Consider the following 23919-nt stretch of genomic DNA (forward strand, 5'->3'; position numbering starts at 1 on the left):
AGATGAAGAAGTTTTTGATGGCCGCAGCGGGTGGCACGTTTCTGGGCGTCGTCGCCACGACCCAGATCGCCGCACCGCTTTTGGCGCAAGAAGCTGCTAAAACCTCGAACGTGTACGAACAGCTTGATCTGTTTGGCGATATTTTTGAACGCATCCGCGCGCAATATGTCGAAGAAGTCGACAGCGGTGCGCTGATCGAGGCGGCGATTGACGGGATGCTGACCTCGCTTGATCCGCATTCCAGCTATCTGTCGCCCAAGGATGCCACCAAGATGCGCGAACAGACGCGTGGTGAATTCGGCGGTCTCGGGATCGAGGTCACGCAGGAAGAGGGCTTTGTCAAAGTCGTCTCGCCCATCGACGGCACGCCTGCGGATGAGGCCGGCATCGAGGCCGGCGATTTCATCACCCACGTCGACGGCGAAAGCCTGCTGGGTCTGGTGCTGGACGAAGCGGTTGAGCTGATGCGCGGGCCTGTCGGCTCTGACATCGTGATCACCGTTGTGCGCGAAGGCGAGACAGAGCCGTTCGATGTGACCATCACCCGCGACACGATCGAGCTGACAGTTGTGCGTTCGCGTACCGAAGGGGACAGTGTCGTGCTGCGCCTGAGCACGTTCAACGACCAGACATACCCCAAAATGGCCGAGCAATTGGCCGAGAAGGTCGAGACCGCAGGCGGCATCGACGCGGTCAACGGTTTTGTCATCGACCTGCGCAACAACCCCGGCGGTTTGCTGACTCAAGCGATCAAAGTGTCCGATGCCTTCCTGAACGAGGGCGAGATCGTAAGCACTCGGGGCCGCGAGGCATCAGACGGGGATCGCTTCAACGCCAAGATGGGCGATCTGGCCGAAGGCAAACCGATTGTGGTGCTGATCAACGGCGGCTCTGCCTCGGCGTCTGAAATCGTTGCGGGCGCGTTGCAAGATCACCGCCGTGCAATTGTGATCGGCACCAAGAGCTTTGGCAAAGGGTCGGTCCAGACGGTAATGCCGCTGCGCTCTGAAGGGGCCATGCGCCTGACTACGGCACGCTACTACACGCCGTCGGGTCGTTCGATCCAGTCGCTTGGTGTCTCGCCTGACATCGTTGTCGCCCAACCGCCCCGCCGTGCCGAGAAAGAGGAGGAGGACACACCAGCCCGCCGCTCGCGCTCTGAATCGGACCTGCGCGGCAGCCTGAGCAATGACAGCCTGACCGAGGACGAGATCAACCAGATCATGGAAGACCGCGAAAAGGCAGAACAAGCAGCCGAATTGCGGATCGAAGACTATCAACTGGCGTATGCCATCGACATCCTCAGAGGCCTGTCGGCACTGGGTCCAAAAGAGTAGGACTGGCTCACTGTCGGACCAACAGGCCGCTCCCTAACGGGGGCGGCCTTTTTCATTGCAGGCATGAACGTCAGGGTTTTCCGGGCAGCCTGTGCATCGAACGGATAACAAGCAGGCAGCATCTTGCCGCCGTGCGGCGGGCAGGACATCAACGGCTTTGTACATCGGTTTGCAGCAGCAAGACCGTGCAGATTACAAGGTTATGTTGTTTCAAGGCAGTGACGTCTGAAGGCGCGTTTCAGCATGTCCAGCTCGGCGCGCAACAGGTCGACTTCGACCCGCATGTCATCGCCCAATGCCTCGCCCGCCATCAAGGTGATCGCGCCCAGCTTTTCATCACTGTCCGCATCCGCAATCAGCACGGTTTGCATCCCGTCCGAGATCGCCTCGGTCGGGATCGGAATCGCAACTGCGTGGCCACTGCCATCTTCCAGCGCGGTCACCGTGACATCGCGCACTTGGGTACCCTCATGGGTAACGTCCAGCTTGGGCGTGACGCCGCTTTCAGCGCCGGTGAGCAGCCCCTCCCACACACCTTGGCGCATCTTGGTCTTGGTCAGTACAAGGTTGGTCATCGCATTCTCCGTCCCGATTGTCGGGGGTGTCTAGATTTGCGCACGCGGGCGGCGCGAAAAGGTAAGATCGCGCAAGGCAACCTGGTTCATTTCGGGCCCTTCAAAGATGAGGTCGATCCACGCGCCCTCAACCCGCCGCTCGTTCAGAGTGGAATAGGCAAGGTCGAATTCGACCGTGGTCTGGTCCCCGCTCAGGTCCAGTTCGCGCACGATCTGTTCCGTGTTCGGCCCGTTTTTGATGTTGAGACGTGCAAATATCTCGATGGGTTTTTCCAGTTCAACGATCACATCCATGCGGATCAGATGCGTGCGTTTGAGGCCGTCTACGCCGTCTTCGGGCAGATCAACCACCAGCGACAGGAACGAGCCGTCAAAACGGAAAACATCCATGCGCAGCCCGTAAGGTGCCAGATCTTCCGCACGCAGGTTGCGCAACTGGCGCAGGGTCAGTTCGGAAAAGTCGCAATCATGAAACAGCGTCACCTCGTTGCCCAGCATTGAACGTGTTTGCACGGCCGACAATCCGGGGTTTGGAAGCGGGCCGCGCCACAGTTCGGGGCGCCACGCCCAATCGGCGTTGTGCGGTTTGGGAAAGCTGGTTGATCCTTCGAGCGGCAGCGCCAACCGCTCGTCCGAGATATGGATCAACTCATCGAGATGCGCCTTGAGCTGTCGTGCTTTCAGCCGTTGCCGCCGCAACGCGCCCAGATCGGCAGAACGGGCCATCCGCGCAATCCGCGCCCATTTCGCAATCCCACGGCTGTAAAACGCCGCATCAAAAAGGTTTCCGCCAATTTTGGCCATTCTGCTCGCCTTGTTGCTCTGTTCGGGCTTATGCTGCCTGTGTATCCAAGAACCGAATACGCGCATTTTTCGCTAAGATGCCACGCAACAGCCTATGCGTGCAAGCATCGCGTCCGTTCAGCTTGCGTTTGTCTTTGCCGTTGTGCGTTTCAGCATGTCGGCAAGCAAGTCCGCCCCTTCGGCTGTCACCGCACGATGTCCTTTCGGACCAAAAAGCGCGGCCCCAATCGTATAACGGCCCAGTTTTGCCAAGGCACGCCAATGCTGGGGTGAAAGGCCTGCGGCGGGCGCGGTGCCTGTGGTTTTGAACACAAGGCTTGTGTCGCTTTTCCGTGTATCTTGGGGTGCGCCGACAGCACTTGCTGCAGCGACATCAGCGGCACTGGGCAGGGGGGCGGATTTGGTACTGCGGGCGATGCTCACGGTCATCACGCCCACGGGGGCGCTTGCTCCGCGGTCGGCCGCGCCCAGCGCGTCGCAGCGTCCCATTAGCGCAAAGCTTTGGGTGAGGCTGGCGGGGTCTATGCAATACCCTGCGGGCGGGACCAGCGTGACATTGCCGCGCATCATCAACGCTTGGGTCAGCGGGACAGTGGACTTTGCCGCGTCTTCCGGCGAGGCCAATCCCGCCAGAAGAGTGCTTGGGTCCATTGCGTCATCACAGGCTGCCAGTGTCGTGACGACAGCCAAGGCGATGAGCGGTTTAGAGCTCCATGTAATCATGGCGCTCGACCTTGGCTCCGGGGTGGGTGACGCAACCCAGGTAGGTCGGGCCAACCAACTGCGCGTATTTCCACAACGCACCCGAGGCATACAAGTTCTCACGGGGGCCTTCCCACGCGGCTTTGCGTGCGGCCAGCTCTTCATCCGTCAGGTCAACGGAAATGGAACCCGTGATCGCGTTCAGCGTGATCATATCGCCGTTCTTGAGCAAGCCAATCGGCCCGCCCATCGCGGCCTCTGGCCCCACATGGCCTACGCAGAAACCGCGTGTCGCGCCCGAGAAACGGCCATCGGTGATCAGTGCCACTTTCTTGCCCATGCCCTGACCCGACAGCGCCGCCGTGGTCGCCAGCATCTCGCGCATGCCGGGGCCGCCGCGTGCGCCCTCGTTGCGGATGACGAACACATCGCCTTCGGAGTAGGTGCGGTTCTGCACGGCTTCAAATGCGTCCTGCTCACATTCAAACACCAGCGCGGGGCCGGTGAACACGATGTCTTCTTCGGCCATGCCCGCGATTTTCACAATCGCGCCTTCGGGGGCAAGGTTGCCCTTCAGGCCGACAACGCCACCTGTGGTGCTGATCGGATTAGATACAGAGTGGATGACTTTGCCGTCTGCCTCGCGTTCGATTTTGTCCAGCTCTTCGCCCATGGAATAGCCTGTGACGGTCATGCAGTCTTCATGGATCAGGCCCGCTTTGCGCAGCTCGTTCATCACAACAGGTACGCCGCCTGCCTCGTAAAGGTCCTTGGCCACGTAAGCGCCGCCCGGCTTCATGTCGACGAAATAAGGCGTGTCTCGGAAGATCTCGCAGACGTCTTCAAGGTAGAACTCGATGCCTGCCTCATGCGCCATGGCGGGCAGGTGCAGACCCGCGTTGGTCGAGCCACCTGTACAGGCCACGATGCGGGCCGCGTTTTCAAACGCTTCGCGGGTGCAGATGTCGCGGGCGCGGATGTTCTTTTCAATCAGGTTCATCACGGCCTTGCCGGACGCAATCGCGTATTCGTCACGGCTTTTGTAAGGCGCAGGCGCGCCGGATGAGTTGGGCAGCGCAAGGCCGATCGCCTCGGAGACACAGGCCATCGTGTTGGCTGTGAACTGGCCGCCGCAGGCACCCGCCGACGGGCAGGCCACGCGCTCCAACACTTCGAGAGCGGCCTCAGACAGCGAGCCATTCTGCCAGTTGCCCACGGCCTCGAACATGTCTTGCACGGTCAGGTCACGGTCGGCGAAGTTGGCAGGCACGTCTGCGTCCTTGGGCGCCTGACCCGGCAGAATGGAACCGCCGTACATGAACACAGACGGCGTGTTGAGGCGGATCATCGCCATCATCATACCGGGCAGGGACTTGTCACAACCAGCCAGCCCCACAATCGCGTCATAGCAGTGGCCGCGCATGGTCAGCTCAACCGTGTCGGCAATCGCCTCACGCGAGGCGAGCGAGGAGCGCATGCCCTCGTGGCCCATGGCGATGCCGTCGGTGACGGTGATGGTGGTGAATTCGCGCGGCGTGCCTTGCTCGGCAGCAACGCCAACCTTCACAGATTGCGCCTGACGGTTCAGCGCGATGTTACAGGGGGCTGCCTCGTTCCAGCAGGTTGCCACGCCGACCAGAGGCTGGTGGATTTCTTCCTCGGTCATGCCCATCGCATAGTAATACGACCGGTGCGGCGCGCGTGCGGGCCCTTCGGTCACATGGCGGCTGGGCAATTTATCTTTGTCGAAACGGGCGTTGGTGGACATTGTGGCGCTCTCCCTGATCTGTGTTGTGAAAACGGATAGGCGAGCGCGGGCGCAGAGGCAAGACAGGATGCGCCCTTGGAGGCGCGGCTTTTTCAGTGCAAAGCAGTGAAAACGACCGCCCGAATGGGGGTTTCCCCTACTTTTCGCCGCAAGGCACGGCCGCTACCGGTGGTCCCGTTAAGAGTAGTGAGTAGGGAGCCGTGATCCATGAAGAGCTTTGTTCGAGGGGTGGGCGTTTGGGGCCTGTGCGCGCTTTTGTTGTCGGCCTGCGGGGACGGTTATTCCGACCCGATCAGTGGCCATCAGGTCGGGGCACAATCGCCTAAAGCAACGGTTGAGGTCGGGCGGATAGAGGTCCGCATCTCTCGGGTTGTGGCAAGTCGCAAGATCAAAATACCAAACACCTACGCCTTCCGCTTTGGCTGGACATCTGACGCGTATGACCGCCGCAACAGGGCACGCGGTTTGCGCCAGCCGACAGAAAGGGACTGGCAAAAATACGAGGCATCGCTTGTGGGCGGGCGGGTGAAATCCAAAGGTGCAGCGGTGGTGGTGAAAAGCCAGCGCAAGCGCGAAAGACGGACCAAGTTCAAGCCGGTCGTCACACGCGGCGGCAAGATCGCATTTTGCAACGACACATGGGGCGGCAAATATGGCTGCACAACGGGTTTGTCCCTGACGCGGGCAGAGCGGTTGAGGCTGACCCGTGCTGCATTGGCGAAAACCCAACCGCGCTGCAAGATCGGGCAAATCGACCCGCCCAAGGTCGCAGCACTACACCCCGAAGGCATGAAATCGGGAAAGCTATCGGTGGTCGCGACAATTATCTGCCCCTGACTGTGCAACGGTAAGGGAAGGGCTACATTGTATCCCGCGGGGTAAGCGCTTACCTTCCCCCCCTAACCGATCGAGAGCCACGCATGGACCGCAGCATTTCCGCTTTCATCTGGAAGCATTCAAAACGGCAACAGTTTGTATTGCTGGGCGTCACATTGCTGACCTTCCCGTTTTTGTATGCGACGCTCGAATTGCCCAAACGGATCATCAACGATGCCATCGGTGCCGAAGATCCGATGGTGATGACCTTTGGCTATCAGCTCAGCCAGATACAATTCCTGACGGCGCTTTGTGTGGGTTATCTGCTTGCGGTGCTTGCGCACGGGCTGTTGAAAATGCGGTTGAACACGATGAAAGGTGTCGTTGCAGAACGGCTTTTGCGTCGGTTCCGCTTTGCTCTCATTTCTCGTATGACGCGGTTTCCCAAGCGCTATTTCCAGAATACCAGTCAGGGTGAGCTGGTCAGCATGGTCACCTCCGAGGCCGAGCCGATGGGCGGGTTGATGGGGGACTTCATCGCGCAGCCTGTGTTTCAGGCGGGGCAGATGCTGCTGATTCTTGTGTTCCTGTTTTTGCAGTCGTTCTGGTTTGGACTGGCGGGCATCGCCCTGATCCCGTTGCAGGCCTATGTCATCCCGCTGCTGCAACGACAGATCAACCTGCTGAACAAAGAGCGCATCAAAGAGGTGCGCCAGTTCTCCTCCGAGATCGGTGAGACGGCGGCAGGCATCACCGATTTGCGCACCAATGGCGGGCTGCGGTTCCGGCTGGCGGGCTTTACCGAACGGCTGGGCCGCCTGTTCAATGTCCGCTTCAAAATCTACCAAAAGAAATTCTTTATGAAGTTCCTCAATAACTTCATCACACAGCTGACGCCGTTTTTCTTCTACCTTGTTGGCGGTATCCTTGTGATCCAAGGCGACATTACGGTGGGCGCGCTTGTGGCGGCTCTTGCTGCGTACAAAGACCTCAGCGCGCCGTGGAAGGAGCTGTTGGCCTATTACAACCAGACGCAGGATATGGCTTTGCGCTGGGACGTCGTGACCGAGCGGTTTGACCCCGAGGATGCCATTGACGAGGCGCTTCTGACGGGTGCCCCCGCAGAAGTACCGCGCCTCAAGGGCGATATTCACCTCAAGGACGTATATGTCCGCAACGGCGACGGGAGCGCGGTTTTGCGCGACCTCACGCTGGATATTCCCCAAGGTGCCCAAGTCGCTATCAAAACCTCGACCGTGTCCGAGCGCCGCGCCATGGCTGAACTGCTCACACGGGAAGTCATGGCGACACGGGGTAGCGTGACAATGGGCGGCCATGACATTGCGACCCTGCACCAGACAGTGATTGCGGCGCGCATCGGCTATGTGCAGGCGCAGCCCTATTTGTTCCAAGGCACCATTGGGGACAACCTGCTGATGTCATTGCGGACCTCGCCCAAGACGGTCCTGTGGGACCCCAACCGCCGCGACCGCGACGGCATCGAAGCGCGGCGGGCAGGCAATAGCTTGGACAGCCTCAAGGCCGACTGGCTCGACCCCGCGCTGGCCGAGTTGGAGAACATGGACGATGTCCGCGATTGGTGGTTCGAGTTGAGCCGCGTGCTCAATACCGACGAAGGGATCATGCGCGGGATGCTTGGCTCGATCATGGATGCCGAATTGCACAGCGGTCTGGCAAAACGCATCGTATCGCTGCGCGGTGCTGTGTATGAAGAGCTGCAAAAGCGCAAACTTACGGGGGCGATCCACCGGTTTGACCCAGACAGTTTTAACCCTGCCGTTCCTTTGGGGGGCAACCTGCTGTTCGCCAGCCCGCGCCGCAGCATCAGCCAGCTGACCCTTGCCTCGGAAAAAGTATTCCTTGGCATGATCGCGGGGGAGGGGCTGGCAGAGCAGGCCATTGCAATCTCGCAAACGCTGGTCGAGACGTTGCACCAGACTTTTGGCATGGATGGCACCCAACACCCGCTGTTTACCGCGCTTGGCATTGACGAGGCGCTCTACGAACAATTGGTCGAGATCGCAAACCGCCGCCGCACGCGGGGCGATGGTGCGCTCAGCGAAGAAGAGTTTTCGCTTTTGCTGACGGTGCCGTTTGCCTTTACGGCTGAACAGATCGGCCCCGCCTTTCCCGAAAACTTCAAGGAAGAGATCCTCAGCATCCGCCGCACACGTGGCGCGCAGTTGCGCGTGTTGGCCAGCGATATGTTCGTGCCCATTGATCCACAAACCTATCTGCCGCGCCTGACCTTGCTGGAAAACCTGATCTATGGGCGTATTTCAAATGTGGCGGGGATCGAGGCAGATCTGGTGATGGACGCCGTGTCCGACGTGCTGAGCGCACATGACATGCGCCGCGAAGTGGCGGCCAACGTCTTTGACGTGGCAACGGCGATCGGCGGCACCAACCTGCCCCCCGCGATCCTCGAGAGGGCGGCCTTTACCCGCGCCAGCATCAAACGCCCTGACGTGCTGATTATGGATAAGGCGTTGCAGGGAAGCGATCTGACGAATGTCCGCGCCCGCATCAGCGAGCTGCTGCCCGACACCACGCAGATTTTTCTGGATGACAGGTTCGACGCGCCTGAAACCTATGACATGTTCGTCGAAATCAGCGGCGGGCGGCTGGACGGGGTAGGGGGGACAGAGACTTATGATCCCGAGGCCAGTGCCTCGGATGATTTGCGGCGCAAGTTGTCACTGATCCACCACAACGACCTGTTCGGCCGGTTGGAACGCCGCGCCCAAAGGCTGCTGGCTTTTGCGGCAAAATGGTATGACGCGCCCGAAGATACGGTCGTCTTCAGCGCAGGCCAAAGCGCGGATGCCGTTTATCTATGCGTGACGGGCAAGGCCGAGCTTACGTTCCCTCGTGGTTTAGATGGTGCGCAGCATATCTCGACGGTGGAGCCGGGGCGCATGATCGGCGATCTGGCCGTGATCCTTGGCGATCCGCGTCAGGTCACGCTGCGCACGCTGGAACCGACGCAATTCCTGCGCATCGGGGCCGAACAGTTCCGGTCGGTTGTAGAAAACGACAAGACCGTGTTGCTGAGCCTGCTGCGCACGGTGGGCGGGCATCTGTCGGCGGCAGCGGAAACAATCCGCGACGCCAATATCGAAATCCCCCGCACTCTGGATGAGGACGACAGGTGATGCGGCTCCGCCCTGATTATGACGCGCACATCCTGCACACCGTCGTGGCCGAAAAACGATCCGAGCTGTGGCGGACGGTTGCGGGCGTAGTCGCGATCGTGGTGCTTTATGTGCTGTTTACGCAGCTCTACCAGATGGTCATCTTTGCGTTTGCCAGTGATGGACCCGCTTTTGCGAATACGCTGATCGCGGGGGCGACCCCTGTTGCAATGTATATCTTGCTGGGCAGCTTCGCGCTGATCTCGGCTGCGGTTTTTGTGGTGGTGCGCGTGCTGCACCACCGCGAGGCGTTGAGCGTGATGGGCCCCGTGGCCCTGTGCATCCCGCAATTCATGCGGGTAACGGGCGCGTTGATTTTTTTGGGCATCGTGCTGTCGGTTCTGCCGCCTTACGGCTACGCCGACCCGCTGGTCCCGAATATGGCCGTCGGAGTGTGGACGGCCTTGCTGCCCTTGTCGTTGCTGGCTGTATTTGTGCAAATCAGCGCCGAAGAAATCGTCTTTCGCGGGTATTTGCAGCAACAGCTTGGCGCCCGCTTCCGCTCTCCTCTGGTGTGGATGGTTCTGCCGTCCGTGATTTTTGCGCTGGGCCATTACCAACCCGCAGAGGCAGGCGAGAACGCGGTGATGATTACTGTTTGGGCCTTTGCCTTCGGGATGCTGATGGCGGACCTGACCGCACGGGCAGGGACCATTGGCCCTGCGTTGGCTGTTCATTTTGTCAATAATGTCACGGCGCTGGTGATTACGTCATTGCCTGACAATCTGGGTGGATTGGCGTTGTGGCACACGCCCTTCGGGATGGCGGATATCGATGCCTTGCGCGCATGGCTGCCTGTTGATTTTGCCGCAATGCTGGTCAGTTGGCTTGTTGCACGGCTGGCCTTGCGGCGTTGATTGCAATTCTCTTTCGCTCCCCTTATTTGAGGGGGGAACGTAAGGTAACGAGGCGCCGCTATGAACTGGATCAACAACTATGTCCGCCCGCGGATCAATTCGATCTTTTCGCGCCGCGAGACCCCCGAGAACCTTTGGACGAAATGCGATGAATGCGGCACCATGCTGTTTCACCGCGAGGTGAGCGATAACCTCAACGTCTGCACCAACTGCGGCCACCACATGCACATCACTCCGCGGGACCGTTTCACCGCCTTGTTTGATGGCGGTATCTTTAACGAGGTCAAAGTCCCCGCGCCCACCGTGGACCCGCTGCAATTCCGCGATCAAAAGAAATACCCCGACCGTTTGCGTGCCGCGCAAAAACAGACCAACGAACACGAGGCCATGCTGGTCGCCACAGGCGAGATCGGCCGCACGCCCATCGTGGCCTGTGCGCAGGACTTCAGCTTTATGGCGGGCTCCATGGGGATGTATGTCGGCAACGCGATCATCGCCGCCGCCGAAGAAGCGGTGAAGTTGAACCGCCCGCTGGTGCTGTTTTCCGCCGCTGGTGGGGCGCGGATGCAAGAGGGCATCCTGAGCCTGATGCAGATGCCGCGCACGACCGTTGCGGTGCAAATGCTCAAAGACGCGGACCTGCCCTATATCGTCGTGTTGACCCATCCGACGACAGGCGGTGTGACGGCCAGCTATGCGATGCTGGGCGATGTGCATATCGCCGAGCCGAACGCGCTGATCTGTTTTGCCGGCCCGCGCGTGATTGAACAAACCATCCGCGAAAAGCTGCCCGAAGGATTCCAGCGCGCCGAATACCTGCTGGACCACGGCATGTTGGACCGCGTCACCCCGCGCCCGCAAATGCGCGACGAGTTGATTACCATCGTGCGCATGTTGTTAGGCCTGCCCCCTGCCGTGCGCGGTGATCTGCCTGCGCCTGCGCCCGAAGATCTGGCCGCCGCGCCAACGCCAAAGGCCGATACCCCCGAGGCAGCGGCGGAGCCTAAACCCGAATCATGATCCTGTGGCCGATGTTCTTCGGCGCTTTGGCAGGGGTATGCGTGATTGCCGCGCTCTACCGCATGGATGCATTGAAAGAGCGCAGCGGCATCGCCGTCCTGTTGGGCGCAATCGCGTTCTTCTGGCCTGTCTTTGCGGTACAGGCCAATGCGACGGCGCTGATAATCGTCGCACATGCTGCCGCCTTTCTGGCCTTCGCAACCCTTGCCGCCGTGGGCTTTCGCCAAGGGGCGATTCTGATCGCGCTGGGCATCATCGCCCATGGTCTGTTCGACGTGCTTGTACTGTTCACCAACAACCCCGGTCCCGCATGGTGGCCCGCGTTTTGCGGCGCATTGGATGTCGTAGCAGGCGGGCTTTTGGTATACATGATCCGTACCCGCAAAATCCCCGCCTGACCTTATTCACAGGAACGCTATGCCCCAAACATCCGATGCCATCCTCGACCGCATGATGGCGCTCCACCCAAAGATTATTGACCTGACGCTGGACCGGATGCTGCGCCTGCTGGAGGCATTGGGCAATCCGCAAAACAACCTGCCGCCTGTGATCCACATCGCTGGCACCAATGGCAAAGGCTCGACCCAAGCGATGATCCGGGCAGGGCTGGAGACGGCGGGCAAGACCGTGCACGCCTATACCTCCCCGCATCTGGCACGCTTCCACGAGCGGATTTGTCTGGCGGGGGAGCTGATCTCGGAATCCGCGCTGACGCAGGTGCTGGACGAATGCTATGCCGCGAATGGCGGGGCGAATATCACCTACTTCGAAATTACGACCTGTGCGGCCTTGCTGGCGTTTTCGCGCACGCCTGCGGATTACACCCTGCTTGAGGTGGGCCTTGGCGGGCGTCTGGACGCGACTAACGTAGTCGCCAACCCTGTGGCCACAGTCATCACCCCCGTCGATCTGGATCACCAGCAGTTTCTGGGTGACACATTGGCCGAGATTGCGGGCGAAAAGGCGGGCATCATCAAACGCCGTGTTCCCTGCATCGTTGGTCCGCAGCAAGAGGCGGGGCTGGAGGTGATCGAAGCCACCGCCGCCCGCCACATGGCCCCGCTGGGCATCTATGGTCAGCACTGGCATGCCTCCCGTGAGGCGGGGCGCATGGTCTATCAGGACGAACACGGATTGCTGGACCTGCCGTTGCCCAACCTGCCCGGGCTGCATCAGGTGCAAAATGCGGGCGGTGCCATTGCCACTCTGCGGGCATTGGGCTTTGACGCCGCCGCCTGCGAAGGGGCCGTTACAAACGCCCGCTGGCCTGCGCGGATGCAGCGGTTGCGCAGCGGCCCGTTGGTCAAGGCCGCAGGTCAGGCCGAGCTGTGGCTGGACGGGGGGCATAATCCTGCGGCGGGTCACGCGCTGGCCTCGGTCCTGTCGGAGCTGCCAAAGGTGCCGACCTATCTGATTTGCGGGATGCTCAGCACCAAGGACATCGGCGGCTACTTGCGCCCCTTGGCGGACCATGTGAACGCCCTGCACGCTGTCTCGATCCCCGGTGAGGCGGCGACCTTGCCTGCGCAAACGACTGCCGCCGCCGCACGCGAGGTGGGGATGAGCGCACATGAGGCCGAGGACGTAGCATCGGCATTGGCGCAGATCGTTAACGCCGACCCCCATGCGCGGGTGCTTATCTGCGGATCACTGTATCTTGCAGGCAACATCTTGCGAGACAACGCATAGGTCACACCAAATAAGGGAATGGGCCGGTTGACGAAGGGTCGTGCGGACTTTTAGAGGAATGTTAAGGCAGGAACGCGCATTACGGCGGAAACCTCCACATTCAGGATCGAGCATGACACAGAAAACCAACAAACCGCGTGGCGATATTGCGCCCGAATCTGCCGGATTGCGCCAAGTGATCTTCAGTGCTGTTGCGCTGGGTATTATTGGTCTGGGCGTTTGGAGCATGTGGAGCCAGAGCGCCCCCTATCACCCCGAGTCTGTCACCCGCGGACCTGTTGACCTGAACACCGTCGATTAGCCGCTGATCCAGTCTTCGCTTTGCATCTCGCGCAGGCGGGATGCTGTGCGCTCGAACTCGAACGTGCCTTCGCCTTCCAGATACAGCATTTCAGGCGTGGCCGCGGCCGAGCAGATCAGCCGCACGCGGGCCTCATACAGCGCGTCGATCAACGTGACAAAGCGCTTTGCCTCGTTGAAGTTGCTGCGGCCAAGGGTCGGGATATCATCCAGCATCAGCACTCTGACCGCTTCGGCAAGGGCCAGATAGTCGGCTGGCCCTAACGGCTGCCCGCACAGCGCGTGAAACCGCGCACGACCCACGCCATTGCGGAACATCGGGATCACCACATCGCGCCCCTTGACCTGCAGCGTCAGCGGGCCCGCCTCACCGCCCGTCAGATCACGCCAGACAGCATCCATCTGCGCACGGCTGTCGGCGTTGACGGGGGTAAAGTAAACGGGGCTGCCCGCCAGACGGTCCTGTCTGTAGTCGGTCGGGCTGATCAGTTCGTGTGTGACCATGCGGTCTTTGATCAGCTCAATGAAGGGCAGGAACAAATCACGGTTCAGCCCGTGTTTATACAGATCGTCGGGGATGCGGTTTGACGTGGTGATGACCACGACACCAGCGGCAAACAGCGCCTCGAACAGGCGCCCCACGATCATCGCATCGGTAATATCGGTAATCTGCATTTCGTCAAACGCCAGCAGCCGGACCGAAGCGGCCACATCCGCCGCCACGGGGGCAATCGCATCATCGACGCCGGTCTTGCGGACCTCGTGCATGGCGGCATGGATTTCCTGCATGAAGGCGTGGAAATGCACGCGGCGGGCGGGGATGTTCTCAAGGTTCTGCACAAACAAATCCATCAGCATGGATTTCCCGCGCCCGACACCGCCCCACAGGTACAGCCCCTTGGGCGGCTCTGGCGCTTTTCGAAAGAACCCCTTTTTCACGGGCTGCATAAGCGCCGTGCGGATGCGGTCAAATTCGGGGATCACGGCCTCTTGCGCGGGGTCGGGGCGCAGGGTGCCGTCGGAGATCATCTGGTCATACAGGGTGCGCAGGTTTGTCATGGCATGTGTCCTACCGCCGTCGCGGCGGTTTGGAAAGTGTGTCCATACAATCGCACGATTGACGAAGGCCGCGCCGCTGCGCAATCTGCGCCGCAACGGCAGGAGCCTACGCCATGCAAAAGACATCCCTCTTCTCACCCGTGTTGATCGTCGGTTGTGTGATCATCATGGTCAGCTTTGCGATCCGCGCCTCGTTCGGTGTTTTCCAGATCCCCATCGCAGAGGAGTTCGGCTGGCTGCGGGCCGAGTTCTCTCTGGCGATTGCGATCCAGAACCTTGCGTGGGGCGTGGGTCAGCCGATCTTTGGCGCCATGGCCGAGAAGATTGGTGACCGCAAAGCGATCATTCTGGGGGCGGTGGTCTATGCGCTGGGGCTGATCCTGTCCGCAGGCTCGGACACGCCCATCGCGCATCAGACCTATGCGTGGCTTGTAGGGTTTGGCATTGCGGGCACGGGCTTTGGCGTGATCCTCGCCGTGGTGGGCCGTGCGGCCAGTGACGAGAACCGCTCGATGGCGCTGGCGGTGGTGACCGCGGCGGGCAGTGCGGGGCAGATTTTTGGCGCACCTGTGGCCGAATGGATGCTCGGCATGATGAGCTGGCAGATGGTATTTACAGTATTCGCTGGCGTGATCCTGTCGATGATCCTGACGCTGCCCTTCATGCGGGCGCCCATTCAGGCCGACCGCGCCGAGCTGGAGGAGGCGATGGGCACCATCCTGCTGCGCGCCTTCAAAGACCCCAGCTATACGCTGATCTTCCTCGGCTTTTTCTCATGCGGGTATCAGCTGGCCTTTATCACCGCGCATTTTCCCGCCTTCGTGACCGAGATGTGCGGCCCAATCCTTGCGGGCAGTGCGCTGCACAATATGGGGATCACGACGACCTCGGCCTTGGGCGCTGTTGCGATTTCGCTGATTGGGGCGGCGAATGTGGGCGGCACGCTGCTCGCTGGTTGGGCGGGCAAGCGGTACTCGAAGAAGTATCTGTTGGCGGGGATATACACGGGCCGCACGATCATCGCTGCGGTGTTTATCATGCTGCCTATTACACCGTTAAGCGTGGTGATCTTCTCGGTTGCGATGGGGTCCTTGTGGCTGGCGACTGTACCGCTGACCTCGGGGTTGATCGCGCATATCTACGGGCTGCGTTATATGGGCACGCTCTATGGGATCATCTTTTTCAGCCATCAATTAGGCAGCTTCGCTGGCGTCTGGCTGGGCGGGCGGATGTATGACGCTTATGGCACCTACACCACTGTCTGGTGGATCGGGGTGGCCGTGGGTGCATTCAGCGCGATTGTGCATTTGCCGGTGCGTGAGAAACCTGTGGCGCTCGCGCAGGCCTAGGTATCGTGGCCCCAATCGTCGCCTTCGGGCGCGGGCAAAAAACCCGCGATATGGGCCAGTACTTCGTCGGCCTGTAGATAGGTCAGGGCATGGCCCGCGTCCTCGATCACCTCATGCACCGCATCGCGGTTCCATTGGGCTAACTGGCCCATGGCGCTTGCAGGGATGACATCATCCTCGGCCCCCCAGATCGCAAGCAATGGCACTGCGTTGCGGTGCAAGGTCATATGCTCGCCCGCCATCGGGTGACGCAATATGCCGCGCAGGCTGGCCAGAACAGCAGGGACAAAGCCCGCAAATTCAAGCTGTGCTTTTTGTCCATCGCAGATGGCATGATAGGCGTTCGGGGCGGCACGCTCGGCCTCAATCCCGCGGCGCAGGATGAAGGGGTAGGCCGCCAGCATCAGCCATTGGCCTGCAACGCCACGATCACGGATGAAACGCACCATCGGGGTGGTCGCAATCTGCATCCCCGCCGATGCGATCATGACCAGCCTGCGGACCCGCACGGGATAGGTCGCGGCAAAGCCCGTCGCAACAGCGCCGCCCATCGAATAGCCGATCAAGTGGAACGGCGCGTCGATCTCCAGATGCTCCAGCAAGTCACGCAGCTGCGTGTTAAAGAACGCCTTGTCCTGCACGCCTTCGGGCCTGTCCGAGAACCCGCGCCCCAACAGGTCATAGACCAGCACCCGAAACCCCAGCGCGTTGAGCCCCTTTGCCAAAGGCTCCCAAACAAAGCTGGGCGTGGTGAGGCCATGCACACAGACAACCAGCGGCCCGTCGGGTGGCCCGCTTTGGTGGAAATGCGTGACGCCCTGGCTCAGCTCTGCAAACTGACCGGGGGCGGAGCCGCGCCGCCCGTCGCTCATCTTCGGGCGGTAGTGTTCGCGCACGAAAGGCGCCGCGACAAGCGCGGCAAAGATGAGCAGTAGCCAGATCATCCCGCCGCTTGCCAGCGCGACAGGATATAGCGGCTGGTCATCAGGTCCAGATGCGCACCGCCGCCGTTTTTGCAGATGGTGATCTCGTCATTGGAACGTCGCGAGAATGCGTCCAGCCTATAGAAATCTGCAATGATGTCGGCGCGGGTTATGGCACCGCTTTCAAGCGGGATCTTGATCTCGCCGATGTGGCCACACGTCGTGTCAAAACTGTCAACGAACAGGCGCGCACGGGTCAGGGCCTCGTCATCCACTTCGCGCATGTCGGGGCGGTATGCGCCGATCAGGTCAAGGTGCTGGCCGGCCTGAAGCCATGCGCCTTTGATCAACGGTTCGGTCGTCATGGTGGCACTGCCGATGATGCAGGCGTTTTTCACAGCGCTTTCAAGGTCATCCGCAACTGCGATGTCGGGCAGATCGGCGGCCATGGCTTCGGCGCTGGCGCGGGTCCTGCTCCAGACAGTGAAACGCGCATTGGGGAAGGCGGCGCTGTAGGCCGCGTGCAGAGATTTTGCGACAGTGCCTGCGCCCACCAGCAGGATGTTTTGCGCATCGGGCCGCGCCAATCTGCGGGCGGCCAACAGGCTGTCGCCTGCGGTCTTCCATTTGGTCACCAGATGGAAGTCGATGATCGCTTCGAGTGTGCCATCGGTGTCCGAATACAGGCTCACCCCGCCGTTGATGTTAGGCTTGCCCTGGTTTGCGTTGCGCGGAAAAACAGTGGCGGATTTCACGGCCATGCCCATCCCGTCGATCCACGCGGCACGGCTCAGCAATGTGTCTGGGTCGCGGTAGAGAAACGTATCGCCGATCTCGGCGCGGGGCATTGTGTGGCCATGGGCCAGCGCATCGGTTAGCGCAATCCAGTCGAGCAGCGCCTCGCCTTCGGCAAAGGGAATAAACGGGACCGAGGTCATAGGGCGTCCTTTTCGGTGAGCAGTCCCGCAGCGACCAAACGGTCGGCCCAGCCTTGCGCACCTTCGAACAGGTGGGTTTGCCAACCGCGTGCGGCAGCCGCGTCGATGTTTTCGGCGCGGTCATCGGTGAACAGAAGGTCAGCACCTTTCAGGCCTGTTCCTTCCTCCAGCATCTCGTAGATGCGTACATCGGGTTTGATCACGCCCATATGACCCGAGATGAAATCGCGGTCAAAGGCGCTGAGGAAAGGGTAGCGGGTCGCGGCCAGTACATAGGTCTGGATGCCAAAGTTGGTGAGAGAGAAAACCGGCACGTCCCGCGCTTGCAGCGCTGTCATCAGGCGCACGGAATGGTCAATCGCAGGCGAGGCCATATCCAGCCAGCGGTCGTGCCAGATGTCCAACTCGGCTTTGAACGCGGGGTTTTGTGCGGCGGTTTCGGTCAGCACTGCTGTGAAATTCTCGCCGCTGTCTACGCGGTCGTTCATGGCGTGCAGGTCGATGGCCGCGAACAGGGCGCGGCGCCGGTCCTCGCCGATTTGCGTGTCGAAGAACCGCTCGGGCTGCCATTCAATGAGGACGTTGCCGATATCAAAAATCACAGCCTTGGGTGTCATGTCTCAATCCTCTCATCGCGGGTCGGAATTTTGGAAAATTCCGGCCGTTTTCTTTTTAAGAAAACGATCACCGCAGCTTGGCGGCCGCTCGTATTTCACGCTCCAGCGCCTCCAGAAAGCGTGAGCGATCCGCTTTTGTAAAGCCCTTCCCGCCGCCTTGACGGAACGGGTCGGCGGCACGCAGGTCGGTCATCAGATCGCGGGTGGCCAGCACGTTGCCGATGTTGGCCTGTGTCAGCGCCTCGCCGTTGTGTTTAATCACCCGCGCACCCGCTTCGACGCATTTGGCGGCCAGCGGGATGTCACCTGTCACCACGACATCGCCTGCGCCCGCCCGCTCGGCAATCCACATATCGGCGACATCGGGGCCATCGGGTACGATAACAGTCTCTACAAAAGGGTTTTGCGAAGGCCGCAGCCCGCCGTTCGAGACGAAATACATCTTGAGCTTGTGGCGCGTTGCAACCCGCTCGGCTTCTTCTTTTACCGGACAGGCGTCTGCGTCGATATAAAGGGCTGTCATGCGGACCACAAAGCCTCGGCATGGAAGGTGACGTGATCCTCCATGAAGGTCGCGATGAAGAAATAGCTGTGGTCGTAACCGGGCTGCATGCGGAAAGTGCCGTTCTGGCGGCGCATCGCCATCGCCGCACTCAGCGCTTCGGGTTGCAGCAGGTCGAGGAACTGGTCGTCGGTGCCCTGATCCACCAGCACAGGCCCGTCAAACCCGTGTGCCGCCATCAGCAGTGTCGCATCATGGGGCGTCCACGTGGCCTCATCCGTGCCCAGATACGCGGTCAGTTGTTTGCGGCCCCAATCGCTTGCGGTGGGGTGCGTGATGGGCGCAAAGGCCGAGACAGATTTGTACCGCCCCGGCAGCGACATCGCCAGCGTCAGCGCGCCGTGCCCGCCCATCGAGTGCCCACTGATCGCTTGGCGCTCCATGTCCAGCGGGAAGTTCTCGGCCAGAAGGGCGGGCAGCTCTTCCGCGATATAGGTCCACATCTGGAAGTGCGGCTTCCACGGGTCCTGCGTCGCGTTGACGTAGAATCCCGCACCCTGACCCAGATCGTAGGCTTCATCATTGGCGACACCTTCACCGCGCGGCGAAGTGTCGGGATAGACCAGCGCGATGCCCTGTTCAGCGGCCCATGCTTGGGCGCCTGCCTTGACCATCGCGTTCTCGTGGGTGCAGGTCAGACCCGACAGAAACCACAGAACGGGCACGGGGCCATCCGCCGCCTCGGCAGGCAGGAACAGCGCGAATGTCATGTCGCAGGCGCAGGCGCTTGATGGGTGTTTAATCACATGTTGCGTGCCGCCAAAGCAGGCGTTTTTCGATAGCGTTTCCATGGGTGGGCTCCTTGCAGGTGTTGCGTCATGGCTAGCGACCGCAGGCGAGCGGGGCAAGGGGTGATGCGCCTGCCTAGCCCCCCGTCAGCCACGCGATGCACAAACTGACCGTGACGATACTGATCGCGGTAGAGACAAGGATCGCGGCCGACACGCGCTGGGGTGCAACGCCGTAATGCTGCGCCAGCATATAGACATTGCCCGCCACAGGCAGCGCCGAGGCACAGACGATCACTGTCGCCTGATAGGGCTCGACCTTGAACAGAACAAAGCAGGCGAAGGCCACGAACAGGGGATGCAGCACCAGCTTGCAAAAGCTGAGCCAACCCGCCACGGACAACCGCTCGGCCGATTTGGAGGCCAGCGACGCGCCAATCGCAAAGAGCGCGCCGGGCGTGGCGGCAGCACCCAGCAGGTCCAGAAATTCGCCGACAGGGACAGGGATCGGCAGTTGTAGCCCCGACCACAACAGCCCAAGCGATATCGCCACGATCATCGGGTTCTTCACCAGCCCCAGCCCGACAGTGCGCAAGGCCGCGACCCCAACCCGCCCGTCCCGCGACCCCGTGATCAGGATCACGATGAGCGAGGAAAAGATGATCAAATCCACCGCCAGCGCCAGCATCACAGGCCCGATCGCCTGCGCGCCCAGCAACAGTGTCAGCATCGGCACGCCAAGGAATCCGACATTCCCGATCACGGCGCATTGCGCCTCGATCGCGGTGATTTCAACGCTTAGCCCGCGCAGGTAGCACACGATGGTGGCGATGCCGTAAACAAACGCTGTTCCCCAAAGATAGGCCACCACCAGTCGCGTGTTCCAGACCTCGGCCAGCGACAGGTTGGCCGCAAATTTGAACAACATCGCCGAAAGCGCGAAGTAGAATACAAATTTCGTGAGGTATGCCGTCGCCTCGGCTGTGAAAAACCGTGTGCGCCCTGCCCAATAGCCCAACCCGATAAGGGCAAAAAATGGAAGGGTTTTGAGGAAGATGGCCAGCATGGCAATGGATTAAGCTGGGACAGGAGGCATTGCAACCTATGGCAGCGTTTTGACGGGGCGGGAAATTTGTTCGGCCAGCAGATGTTCCGCATCTGCGTCGTCGAAGCCGAACGCTGCCCCGAATTGGGCCGCAAGTTCTATGAGACCGGCCCCGCCGTTATGCGCGCCGAGATGGCCATCTATTTCACCTAAGCCTGCACACGGGGTGGATTGGCGATACACTATTTTAAATTAGCAGCCGAACAATGCGGCAAGCTTTGTAAGACTGAGATATGGATGCGGTTGATCTTTGGCGTGATCAAGGATGTAACTGCACAAGACATAGACCGCGTTGTGGATAGCGCGGTCGAGATATTCTTAGCGAGGTACGGAACATGAGAAATGCAACTTTGACGGCCCCCCTGTTTGCGGCGCTGTTGTTGGCGGGCTGTGGCGGTGCATTGACCCCGACCCTGAGCGGGGCTGCAAAGGCCCCTGCACCCAATGCGCCTGATACCTGCAACGCGGCAGCATACCAGACATTGATCGGGTCGGACGCCGCGCAAGCGCTGTCTTTGCCAGAACCAAAGCGGCTGGTCGGCCCCGATGATGCGGTAACAAGCGATTTTCAGCCAAACCGTTTGAACGTGGCGCTGGACGACACCGATACGATCGTTGGGGTGACCTGCGGCTGATATTGCCTGCATTTGCACAATCCCGCCACGGTGGGGTTGTGCGCGCTTTGCGCATATTTACACGTTAGGGACTTGATTTGGCGCGGCGTGGGCGCAAATCTGGTCTAATGACTATACCCACACTTCCCACAACGGCCGGACAGGGCCGCGCTGTTGAGCAGGTTGCGTTTCACCGGACCGAGCTTGGGGTGATCCTGTCGCTTTATGGCCGCATGGTCGCCGCTGGCGAATGGCGCGACTATGGCATTTCGTGTCTGCGCGAGGTTGCCGTTTTCTCGGTCTTTCGGCGCACGGCAGAGATGCCGCTATACCGGATTGAAAAGCGCCCGAAGCTGCGGAGCAAGCAGGGGATGTACGCGGTGATCGCGCTCAACGGGCAGGTGCTGAAGCGCGGGCATGACCTGAAATCTGTTTTGCGGGTGTTGGAGCGTAAACTGATCCGTGCCGTTGAGTAGTTTGTGTTGCTCTTGAGTGTTTTTGGCCAGAAAAAATAGAGGGACGGAAAACATGAGTGACGATTTTGCGGCTGCGGGTCGGATTGAGCAGAGTGCAATTCCGGTTATTGATACGTCGAGGGCGCTGGATGGGGCCGATGTCGCGGGCGTTGCGGCGCAGGTGATGGCAGATGCAGTTGCCGTGGTCGGCCCGTGCGATTTGGGCGTGTCGGCGCACGACAGCATTTATGCGCCCGTGACAGCAGGGGCGCATATTGCAAGTCGCAATAAGAATAGCTTTGCGCAGTTCAATAAGGGTTAGGGCAGCCTGCGGTGGGCCGTGACGGGGCCGTCTGTACGCTCAATCCGCGCGATGACGTCCTCGATCGGTTCCAGCACTGTGGACATGGCATGGGCATTTGCGTGGATCACGGTTTCTTCGTCCCAGACCAATGCCACATGCCCTTTCCAGAACAACAGGTCATTGCGCTGCGGGATTGAACCATCGGGGAGCAGTTCGCCCAATGTCGCCTCTTGCATATCGCTGTCGCCTGCGCAGGGAATGCCGCAGGCAAGGCAGGCGGCCTGAACAAGCCCCGAGCAGTCGATGCCCCAGCGGCTGTTGCCGCCCCACAGATACGGCGTATCGAGGTAGAGTGCCGCGATGCTGGCGGGGTCTTCTTGGACAGCGTCGACTTTTGACAGGTGGCGTTTATGCACAAAGCCGTGGCTTGTCTGGATGAACCCGTCCTTTTCGCCCAAGCTGGCCAAGCGGCTGCCGTGGCTGATGGCGCAGCGGTCAATCGCTTTGAAGTTCGCGTTCTGGTAGCCGTGGCTGGAGGCGGCGGTGACCTTATGCGTGATCTCTTGGGGTTTGCCCAAAGACGCCACGCCGACATAGCCGCAATAGCCATCGGCGGCGGCTTGCACATAGGCCCAGCCGTCCTCGCGCCACATCACAGTGACATCCGCGCCCATCAGCAACTGGCGGTCGCGCGCGCCGTTGGGTTTGCGCAGCAAGTTGACCACGCCGCGTGTGATCTGTGCTGCTTCATTCAGGCCGCTGCGGGCGGGATCGGGTGTGGTACGCGGGTCGCTCATATATCTAGTATCCTGTCGAGGGCATGCAGCAGGGCGCGGGTGCCTTGGCCTACGCCGCCTTTGGCGCGCGCGGGTGCTGCGGTGGGTTGCCAGCCGTATATGTCGAAGTGTGCGTAGTTGCTAGCGTCCACAAACCGCCGCAGGAAAAGAGCTGCGGTGATGCAGCCCGCAAACCCGCCCTTGGGCGCATTATCAAGATCCGCGATGCCCGGTTCGATCATTGATTCGTAGGGCGTATGGAAGGGCATGCGCCACACGGGGTCGGCGACATGGGCGGCTGACGCCTCAAGTGCTGCGACGAAATCAGCATCATCGCTGAAGTACGGCGCAAGGTCGGGTCCGACAGCCACGCGGGCCGCCCCCGTCAAAGTCGCCATCGAGATGATCTGGTCCGGCTTTTCCTCATCCGCCAGCGCCAGCGCATCGGCCAGCACCAGACGGCCCTCGGCGTCGGTATTGTTAATCTCGACCGTGAGGCCCTTGCGGGAGGTGAGGATGTCCTGCGGGCGGAACGCATTGGACGAGACAGAATTTTCCACGGCGGGGATCAGCACGCGTAGCTGTAGTTTTACCCCGATCGCCATGATCATATGCGCAAGGCCCAGCACGGCGGCCGCCCCGCCCATGTCCTTTTTCATCAATCCCATCGACGAACCGGGCTTGAGGTTCAGCCCGCCGGTATCAAAGCACACGCCCTTGCCCACCAAGGTAAGTGTCGGGCCAGAGTCGCCCCAGCGCATATCAATCAGACGCGGCGCACGATCGGCGGCGCGGCCTACGGCGTGGATCATGGGCAGGTTTGCGGTCAGCAGCTCGTCGCCCGTGGTCACATGGACGGACGCGCCGTGGTCTTGGGCCAGCTTGCGGGCTGCATCTTCCAGATCGGGTGGGCCCATGTCAGATGCGGGGGTGTTGATCAGCGTACGGGTCAAGGCTTCGCCTGCCGCGATTGCCTCGACACGGGCCGCATCGACCCCTTCGGGTGCGATCAACAGGGCGGTCATCGGGGGTTGGGCTTTGTAACGGTCGAAACGGTAACTGCTCAGCAACCAACCCAGGGCTTCGATCTCCAGTGCGCTGTTCGGCAGGCCGCTGGCGATCCGGTAGGTCCCCGCAGGCAGTTTTGACGCCGCCGCAGCAAGGGGGAACCGCCCCCGTTTGCGGCTGGTTTCAGTGCCGTAGCCCGCGATTGCGAGGGCGGGAAATTTATCTGTCGCAGGCAGGGTTAGGGCCTGCCCGACAGCACCTTTGAAGCCGCTTGCGCGGGCCCATTGTGCTGTCGCTGGTGGTAAATCGTCCAGCCAACGCTCTGCATCGTCCTGAGGCACGATGTGAAGGTCGATGGCATCAGATGTGGCGGCGGCAAAACGGAGTGTCATGGGCGG

General features: G+C 60.8%; 25 protein-coding genes and 1 pseudogene. 13 read left to right on the top strand and 13 right to left on the bottom strand.

Annotation, left to right across the window (positions count from 1 at the left end):
• Positions 1-2 precede the first annotated feature (2 nt).
• The gene (locus ABMC88_RS08615; RefSeq protein WP_349576457.1) at positions 3-1337 is read left to right on the top strand and encodes a S41 family peptidase; all 1335 of its coding nucleotides are present in this window, start codon (positions 3-5) and stop codon (positions 1335-1337) included.
• A 200-nt stretch (positions 1338-1537) separates the two neighbouring features.
• On the opposite strand, the gene ABMC88_RS08620 is transcribed toward ABMC88_RS08615, so the two are convergent.
• The 4 genes from ABMC88_RS08620 to ilvD all read right to left on the bottom strand — a co-directional run bounded on the left by ABMC88_RS08620 (position 1538) and on the right by ilvD (position 5186).
• Entirely contained in the window at positions 1538-1912 is a 375-nt protein-coding gene (locus ABMC88_RS08620) for a hypothetical protein (protein ID WP_349576458.1), read from the bottom strand.
• 30 nt (positions 1913-1942) lie between these two features.
• Positions 1943-2716 carry a DUF6478 family protein gene (locus ABMC88_RS08625; RefSeq protein ID WP_349576459.1) on the bottom strand — a complete coding sequence of 258 codons (774 nt, stop codon included), beginning with the start codon at positions 2714-2716 and terminating at the stop codon, positions 1943-1945.
• 117 nt (positions 2717-2833) lie between these two features.
• On the bottom strand, positions 2834-3439 hold the full coding sequence (locus tag ABMC88_RS08630) for a hypothetical protein (RefSeq protein WP_349576460.1): 606 nt from the start codon (positions 3437-3439) through the stop codon (positions 2834-2836).
• Positions 3420-5186 carry a dihydroxy-acid dehydratase gene (gene ilvD / locus ABMC88_RS08635; protein WP_349576461.1) on the bottom strand — a complete coding sequence of 589 codons (1767 nt, stop codon included), beginning with the start codon at positions 5184-5186 and terminating at the stop codon, positions 3420-3422. The genes ABMC88_RS08630 and ilvD overlap by 20 nt, the downstream gene beginning before the upstream one ends.
• A 207-nt stretch (positions 5187-5393) precedes the next feature.
• Between ilvD and ABMC88_RS08640 the strand changes: the two genes are divergently transcribed.
• From ABMC88_RS08640 to ABMC88_RS08670, 7 genes are all read left to right on the top strand, one after another.
• Positions 5394-6023 (top strand): hypothetical protein, encoded by a 630-nt coding sequence (locus ABMC88_RS08640; protein WP_349576462.1) that lies wholly within the window; start codon positions 5394-5396, stop codon positions 6021-6023.
• Positions 6024-6106: 83 nt separating this feature from the next.
• Positions 6107-9178, top strand: a complete 3072-nt coding sequence (locus ABMC88_RS08645) for an ABC transporter transmembrane domain-containing protein (protein WP_349576463.1) — start codon at positions 6107-6109, stop codon at positions 9176-9178.
• Positions 9178-10074, top strand: coding sequence for a CPBP family intramembrane glutamic endopeptidase (locus ABMC88_RS08650; protein ID WP_349576464.1), 897 nt, complete (start codon positions 9178-9180; stop codon positions 10072-10074). Before ABMC88_RS08645 ends, ABMC88_RS08650 begins: the two co-directional genes overlap by 1 nt.
• Before the next feature lie 60 nt (positions 10075-10134).
• On the top strand, positions 10135-11094 hold the full coding sequence (gene accD / locus ABMC88_RS08655; protein ID WP_349576465.1) for an acetyl-CoA carboxylase, carboxyltransferase subunit beta: 960 nt from the start codon (positions 10135-10137) through the stop codon (positions 11092-11094).
• Positions 11091-11492, top strand: coding sequence for a hypothetical protein (locus ABMC88_RS08660; protein WP_349576466.1), 402 nt, complete (start codon positions 11091-11093; stop codon positions 11490-11492). The genes accD and ABMC88_RS08660 overlap by 4 nt, the downstream gene beginning before the upstream one ends.
• 19 nt (positions 11493-11511) lie before the next feature.
• Complete coding sequence (locus tag ABMC88_RS08665; RefSeq protein WP_349576467.1) at positions 11512-12783, top strand: bifunctional folylpolyglutamate synthase/dihydrofolate synthase; 1272 nt, start codon at positions 11512-11514, stop codon at positions 12781-12783.
• 112 nt (positions 12784-12895) lie between these two features.
• The gene (locus tag ABMC88_RS08670; protein WP_349576468.1) at positions 12896-13084 is read left to right on the top strand and encodes a hypothetical protein; all 189 of its coding nucleotides are present in this window, start codon (positions 12896-12898) and stop codon (positions 13082-13084) included.
• Here ABMC88_RS08670 and zapE read toward each other — a convergent pair.
• The gene (zapE, locus tag ABMC88_RS08675) at positions 13081-14142 is read right to left on the bottom strand and encodes a cell division protein ZapE (RefSeq protein ID WP_349576469.1); all 1062 of its coding nucleotides are present in this window, start codon (positions 14140-14142) and stop codon (positions 13081-13083) included. The genes ABMC88_RS08670 and zapE overlap by 4 nt on opposite strands.
• Before the next feature lie 113 nt (positions 14143-14255).
• Between zapE and ABMC88_RS08680 the strand changes: the two genes are divergently transcribed.
• Entirely contained in the window at positions 14256-15491 is a 1236-nt protein-coding gene (locus ABMC88_RS08680; protein WP_349576470.1) for an MFS transporter, read from the top strand.
• Here ABMC88_RS08680 and ABMC88_RS08685 read toward each other — a convergent pair.
• The 6 genes from ABMC88_RS08685 to ABMC88_RS08710 all read right to left on the bottom strand — a co-directional run bounded on the left by ABMC88_RS08685 (position 15488) and on the right by ABMC88_RS08710 (position 20325).
• Positions 15488-16435, bottom strand: a complete 948-nt coding sequence (locus tag ABMC88_RS08685) for an alpha/beta fold hydrolase (RefSeq protein ID WP_349576471.1) — start codon at positions 16433-16435, stop codon at positions 15488-15490. The genes ABMC88_RS08680 and ABMC88_RS08685 overlap by 4 nt on opposite strands.
• The gene (locus ABMC88_RS08690; protein WP_349576472.1) at positions 16432-17352 is read right to left on the bottom strand and encodes an ornithine cyclodeaminase family protein; all 921 of its coding nucleotides are present in this window, start codon (positions 17350-17352) and stop codon (positions 16432-16434) included. Before ABMC88_RS08690 ends, ABMC88_RS08685 begins: the two co-directional genes overlap by 4 nt.
• On the bottom strand, positions 17349-17969 hold the full coding sequence (locus ABMC88_RS08695) for an HAD family hydrolase (protein ID WP_349576473.1): 621 nt from the start codon (positions 17967-17969) through the stop codon (positions 17349-17351). The genes ABMC88_RS08690 and ABMC88_RS08695 overlap by 4 nt, the downstream gene beginning before the upstream one ends.
• 67 nt (positions 17970-18036) lie before the next feature.
• Positions 18037-18492: a YaiI/YqxD family protein gene (locus tag ABMC88_RS08700; protein WP_349576474.1), complete on the bottom strand. Its 456-nt coding sequence runs from the start codon at positions 18490-18492 to the stop codon at positions 18037-18039.
• Positions 18489-19322, bottom strand: coding sequence for an S-formylglutathione hydrolase (fghA, locus tag ABMC88_RS08705; protein ID WP_349576475.1), 834 nt, complete (start codon positions 19320-19322; stop codon positions 18489-18491). Before fghA ends, ABMC88_RS08700 begins: the two co-directional genes overlap by 4 nt.
• A 73-nt stretch (positions 19323-19395) precedes the next feature.
• A complete protein-coding gene (locus ABMC88_RS08710; protein ID WP_349576476.1) occupies positions 19396-20325 on the bottom strand; it encodes an AEC family transporter in 930 nt (309 codons plus the stop codon).
• An 81-nt stretch (positions 20326-20406) separates the two neighbouring features.
• On the opposite strand from ABMC88_RS08710, the pseudogene ABMC88_RS08715 reads away from it, so the two are divergent.
• The 4 genes and pseudogenes from ABMC88_RS08715 to ABMC88_RS08730 all read left to right on the top strand — a co-directional run bounded on the left by ABMC88_RS08715 (position 20407) and on the right by ABMC88_RS08730 (position 21755).
• Positions 20407-20703: pseudogene (locus tag ABMC88_RS08715) on the top strand (TetR/AcrR family transcriptional regulator C-terminal domain-containing protein).
• Complete coding sequence (locus ABMC88_RS08720; RefSeq protein WP_349576477.1) at positions 20700-20999, top strand: I78 family peptidase inhibitor; 300 nt, start codon at positions 20700-20702, stop codon at positions 20997-20999. The pseudogene ABMC88_RS08715 and the gene ABMC88_RS08720 overlap by 4 nt, the downstream one beginning before the upstream one ends.
• Positions 21000-21106: 107 nt before the next feature.
• Positions 21107-21454 carry a DUF2794 domain-containing protein gene (locus ABMC88_RS08725; RefSeq protein ID WP_349576478.1) on the top strand — a complete coding sequence of 116 codons (348 nt, stop codon included), beginning with the start codon at positions 21107-21109 and terminating at the stop codon, positions 21452-21454.
• Positions 21455-21506: 52 nt separating this feature from the next.
• Positions 21507-21755, top strand: a complete 249-nt coding sequence (locus tag ABMC88_RS08730; RefSeq protein ID WP_349576479.1) for a hypothetical protein — start codon at positions 21507-21509, stop codon at positions 21753-21755.
• Here the strand turns inward: ABMC88_RS08730 and ABMC88_RS08735 are convergent.
• Positions 21752-22534, bottom strand: a complete 783-nt coding sequence (locus tag ABMC88_RS08735) for a C40 family peptidase (protein WP_349576480.1) — start codon at positions 22532-22534, stop codon at positions 21752-21754. The two genes, ABMC88_RS08730 and ABMC88_RS08735, sit on opposite strands and share 4 nt — an antisense overlap.
• Entirely contained in the window at positions 22531-23913 is a 1383-nt protein-coding gene (locus tag ABMC88_RS08740) for a leucyl aminopeptidase family protein (RefSeq protein ID WP_349576481.1), read from the bottom strand. Before ABMC88_RS08740 ends, ABMC88_RS08735 begins: the two co-directional genes overlap by 4 nt.
• Between the last annotated feature and the right edge of the window lie 6 nt (positions 23914-23919).

The sequence above is a fragment of the Sulfitobacter aquimarinus genome (assembly GCF_040149565.1).
Taxonomy (GTDB): domain Bacteria; phylum Pseudomonadota; class Alphaproteobacteria; order Rhodobacterales; family Rhodobacteraceae; genus Sulfitobacter; species Sulfitobacter aquimarinus.